4 protein-coding genes and 1 pseudogene are annotated in these 5,037 nt (G+C 41.6%); all 5 read right to left on the bottom strand.

The genetic code is table 11. The features are described from left to right. Window positions 1-1,113 (bottom strand): hypothetical protein (locus IEY34_RS35805; RefSeq protein WP_189020995.1); only part of this gene is annotated, 1,113 nt, incomplete at its 3' end. A gap of 16 nt (window positions 1,114-1,129) precedes the next feature. Beyond that, a complete protein-coding gene (locus IEY34_RS35800) occupies window positions 1,130-2,449 on the bottom strand; it encodes an S-layer homology domain-containing protein (RefSeq protein WP_189020993.1) in 1,320 nt (439 codons plus the stop codon). Between the two features lie 168 nt (window positions 2,450-2,617). Further along, on the bottom strand, window positions 2,618-3,100 hold the full coding sequence (locus IEY34_RS35795) for a hypothetical protein (RefSeq protein WP_189020992.1): 483 nt from the start codon (window positions 3,098-3,100) through the stop codon (window positions 2,618-2,620). Window positions 3,101-3,119: 19 nt separating this feature from the next. Next, entirely contained in the window at window positions 3,120-4,352 is a 1,233-nt protein-coding gene (locus IEY34_RS35790; protein WP_189020990.1) for an S-layer homology domain-containing protein, read from the bottom strand. A gap of 219 nt (window positions 4,353-4,571) precedes the next feature. Beyond that, window positions 4,572-5,037, bottom strand: a pseudogene (locus IEY34_RS35785) (hypothetical protein); the annotation flags it as partial.

The following is a 5,037-nucleotide window of genomic DNA, read 5'->3' as shown; positions in this document are numbered from 1 at the left end:
ATATTCCGATGTCGGGATGCCTTGTAAAACGTTGAATTTCTCAGAGTCCCGCGAATCGGCCCGAATAACGCCATTGGCGTTGGGGTCTAAATCACTTAAAGGCATTGTTGTTCCTTGAGTAGGTGGACCGATTATGTAAGGGCAATCGCCAGTGCCGCTTGGTGTACATGCTGGATTACCAGGAGTACAACCACCTGTGTAAGAAACAGTCATCGTCCATTTTAGATGAAATAAATTTGTCGTACCCTTCATATTTCCAGAAAAATTTGCTCTCCATCTTATACCAATTGCTTGAGGATAATCAGGAGCATGAGGAAAAATGTCTAATCCTCCACTATCAAAAGCTCCTGCAACAAAGTTAAATTTAGCAATTCCTTGTGAAACAGGTTCAGAAAAAAAAGTGCTAGGATCCGGATTGATGTCTCCGCTTATTGAAAGATTAGTAAGTTCACCAGTTGTAACTACAGAATAATCAATTGCCCCACCTGTATCTACAAATGACCATGAAGTTCCAGATGCATCTAAGTTTGTGTAATCGGGATATGTCCCTCCAGGGTATAACTGAGCACAATATCCGGACACATTAGGGTCGCATCCACCTGTTCCATTAGGAGGACTTGCATCCACTGTATGTCCATCACTGGGACTATCATAAGTCCAATAAAATGCTCTTGGACCACCCGCAGCATTTCTCCACCAATCAAAGGAATATGGCTTTGATTTAGGATCTGAAATAACGTCCTTTTCATTTCCATATAGAGTTCCTGCATTAGTAGTACACGACGTTGTTGTGCATGTAGCTGTAATTCCAGTTGCATTAGAAACAAGTGTCACAGAAGATATCTGAGATTGCCTAGTAGGATCTGTCACATAATCATTAACATTGTAAGAGGTGCTTGAATAGGAAACCCCCGTTTGACGACTATAATAATCCCCTGCCCAACCAGCTGTAAGCTCTGAGATTGAAGATAAATCAGCATCAATATTAAATGTATCGGGTGGATCTCCAGCAGCTGCTACACTTTTAGGAACAAGTGAAATAGATCCGAAAAGTAAACTGGATATGATAAGCAATATCATGAAACGCGAGAAAATTAAGCGAAATGCTACCACATGATCACCATCTTTATTAAGGATTTACAACATTATAGTTTGGTTTAGCTGTGGCAAATGTAACACCCTTGTTTGTACCACTAATTGTTGAATAATAGGCCGCAGGCATAAATACAAGAAATGATAATGTATCACTAAACATATCCCCTTTCGGATGAACCATACCTGTTGTCCAATAATATGTTTTCCCTGCTACAAGATAAGTAGGATCATATGGATTATTACCTCGTTTAATATTCAAATTTACCGTGTTTTGTGCGTTTTGATTTTTCGTAAAAAGAATGGTGTCTTTATTTTCTTGGGTGGAGTACTTTGTTTTCCACTCTTTTTGGTTTACGCTAGGACCGATTCCAAGACCACTAAGAACTGCAGAACCACCTTCCGTAGCGTACATGCCTTTGGGATATTCGCTCGTTAAAGATTGCTTTACTTTTGAGAACGTTACATATGACTTCGTTGGCGCAGGAAGCGTTTCTGTTTTCAACGGCTTGCCGTTCGCATCGTTCTTTTGAAAATCAAAAGTCATTCCATCAACTTCGTTTCGGAAAGGATCGCTTGCATCTTCCATATCAACGATAACAAACTCCACAAGCTGTTCGTGATAAATTCCATCGGATGAATCCCACTTCGCTTTACTCATATCAAAACGATCCATGAAGCTATCGGGGAAATATCTAGGCCACATTGTAAAAATGTTTGTTCCATGCCAAGCGACTTCTGCCCTCGATACAGCGTGCTTATCAAACGATAGAGTTTGACCATTTTTGATAGACAGAATTCGTTCGATAATCGTCACCGATTGGGAGCGGGTTGTCGTTTTATCCTCACCAAGTGTGCCAGTATCATCCATGCCAGTTATGAGACCGGCCTTAGTCGCTAAGTACATCCATTTTTGATCATCAGTATTCTTATCCCCCGTGGTAGAACGCACTGCTACTCGCGCCAAATCTTTGCGAGTCATAGGAGTGTTCCAATCACCGCTTGTTACATCGCTCCATTGGAGGAAACCGGAAGTCACCGCCGCATTGATGTAGGGGATGTACCATGCGTCACCGGCTCCTGCAATTCCAACGGATACATTCAGTGCATTATCAACCATTTTAATAAATTCGGCGCGAGTCACCTGACCCTCGGGTTTGAAAGAATCATCTGGATACCCGTCGACATATCCCTTCTGTATGGCTCCGTTGATTGCTTGCTCCGCCCAGTGACCTCTAATATCAAAGAAAGATACTTTGGAAGATGCTGCTTTAACTGTCTCGCTTTTATTCACCATAATTGTCGATGTTAAGACTGTAGTTGCAGCAAACGCTAGGATTGCAATTTTCTTTTTCATTTACTTCACCTCCGTGGTTAAGTAGTAAGATTTGTAAATCCACAAAATTCTAATGGTGTGATGGTAGATAAGAACCACCCACTACCAAACCTGTCAAAAGCATACCTAACACTCTTTTTTTCATTGTTATATATCTCCCTTGCTACTGTGTATCGTTACCATAAGCAACTATCCTTCTCCAGTTTCAGATGAAATAAGTGCTGTGTTAGAACTGGTGATAACCGGATCTCCACCAACCGGACTGTATGATGGAGCAGAAAAATATGTCACTGTATCAAGACGAGTATTTTGAACACCACCAGAAGGGATTGGATTGTCACTATCATCTAGCCAAGTTGAACCTGGCCAAACAGACAAGTTCACATCATCTGGAACCACTGAGTCAACCGGTCGGGGATTGTTACAATCCCCATTCCAAGCAACATCCATTTGCCCACCTGAGTAGTCCGCCCTAAAACCCCCAGCGTCCAATTGATACCTGTAAACGCCAGGTGTGGCTCTGACCGGTTCGGAATGGACTCTTTTTGATGGAGATTGTTGTGTCTTTGGCGGGTATACCCCAGCAGCCTCTACTGGGGCAATCATGACAGAGGACGTGTTTAAGATAAACGAAGATAGGGCAAGGAGGGTTGCCTGTTTAATAAGTTTCAACTATTATCTACCCCCTTCTCTACTTTTTAAGACCTATTCTTACATCATCGCCATTATCAGCAGTAAGCGAAAAGGAGGCGGATCTAGTTTTATCAATAACCGATTGAACCCACACTCTCTTTTCCTCGCCTTTTACTAAATAACTCCACGCATTCATCTCAGGAATTGTATTCAAACCGTAATCATTCACCTTTGAACCTGTTAATCTTTGGAATGAAATAAGTCTGTTGCTATAAATTCCATTTGCCATTGTGTTCAAGTCCGTAGTGTCCATATTAGAAGTAATTGAGATGTCTGAAAACACACAATATTGACCTTTCTGCCATTTTGCCAACTTATCAAGGAACATTGGCGCATAAACACCACCTCCTTGATCCCCCTCGGAATCAACAACAATAAAATAACTAAATTTTACACTTCCTGAGTTATTTTTCAGAGTAATTTGCTTATCCAAAATATTTGAAAAATTAGGTGTGAGACCTTTGAGGTTTCTTGTGTAAAAATAAGGGGTCAAGGAAGTAACGTTAGTCCCAGTTGTCCCTACTTCACGCAACTCGTTCAACGCCTTGTATTGATCGGCTTTTTTTCCTTCAACATTTGCATAACGAAGCAAAATAGTGGTAACTTCTGCTCTTGTTGTTGTGTCATCTGGTCGGAAAGAACCGTCTTCGAACCCCTCAATAATTCCAGTTCCTTTCACAAGGGCTATGAATGGAACTTGTTCAGATGAAATTCCACCTTTGTAGGTTTCAGGCGTTGGAAGTAACGTGTTTTTGGTATCTGACAATGCTTGTTGAAAACTTGAATCTGATTTCGCAAGTCCTGCGGAAATCCATTTCATCATTTCATAACGTGTCAGTTGCACATCTGATTGAAATCCATTTGGATAGTCAGAAGGATCAATAAAGCCTAATCCAGCGAGCTTATTGACTGCTTCCCTACTCCAATTGCCCTTTAAGTCTGAAAAAGCTTCCTGTGTACTAGAAGGTTTCAGATTAGTTACTCGACTCAAAAGTGCAGCGTATTCGGCTCTTGTTATCTTTCCATTAGGATTGAAGCTACCGTCTGGGTATCCGTCGATGTATCCCTTCTGTACCGCATCGGATATGGCTGTTTCGGCCCAGTGCCCTTTAATATCTGAAAGTGACACACTCGTTGAGGCGGCTTTGACAATCCCGAACTTATTAATCAAAATAGTGGAGCTTAAAAGTGTAGTTACGGTAATTGCTATGATCCATATTTTCTTCTTCATATTTTTTTCCTCCAATTTTGATAATAGTTTACATTTGGACTTCAGCAAATTCTATTGGCGTGACTTTTTAAGGACTATTCCTACATTATCGCCATTGTCAGTAGTAAGCGAAATTATATCTCCCCTCACTACTGTGAATTTGAACAATCATTAATAAAATATCCTTTTCTTACAGCCTCTTCCCCATCAAAAAGGCTTTCAGTGACCGTCACACCAGCACTAGGTACGCATCCGTTGCCATAAGCAACATGCCGTCCAGCAGATGAAATCGTTCCGATTAGTGATTTTCTTTGCACCACGGCTCCCGCGCGGAATAGAGAATTGAAGGTTGAGTCCGAGCCGTTTCACAAGCTCCATATGCCGATTGATGGCTCCACCCAAGTCTTTCTCCACATTAGCCGTAATTGTGTTCTGCCGAACCTCTTGAAAGATGGCAAGCGTGCTTAGTGGCGCTAAATTGGTTTTACCTGCCAGCGCGGCATATTCATCTTGTACGAATACATTGGATGCCTTATCGTAGACTGTTGCCTTGTCATCAAGTGTAAAATACAGCACATTACCATTCTGCAGCGTGTAGGTATACGGGCGAATTGGCCAAAAGACAGGAGTAATCTCTCGCTGTCCACTACTATTGGCTGCATCTTCTAATGTCACTAACACATACCCGTTATAGCGAAGCAATACC

This window comes from Paenibacillus marchantiophytorum (genome assembly GCF_014640555.1).
GTDB lineage: Bacteria > Bacillota > Bacilli > Paenibacillales > NBRC-103111 > Paenibacillus_E > Paenibacillus_E marchantiophytorum.
Note: the sequence above shows the minus strand (reverse complement) of the source record. Positions and strands in the feature narration are given on the sequence as shown.

Coding starts and splice junctions, on each gene's coding strand:
- IEY34_RS35800 (WP_189020993.1), bottom strand. CDS start 2,449: ATGAAAAAGAAAATTGCAATCCTAGCGTTTGCTGCAACTACAGTCTTA.
- IEY34_RS35790 (WP_189020990.1), bottom strand. CDS start 4,352: ATGAAGAAGAAAATATGGATCATAGCAATTACCGTAACTACACTTTTA.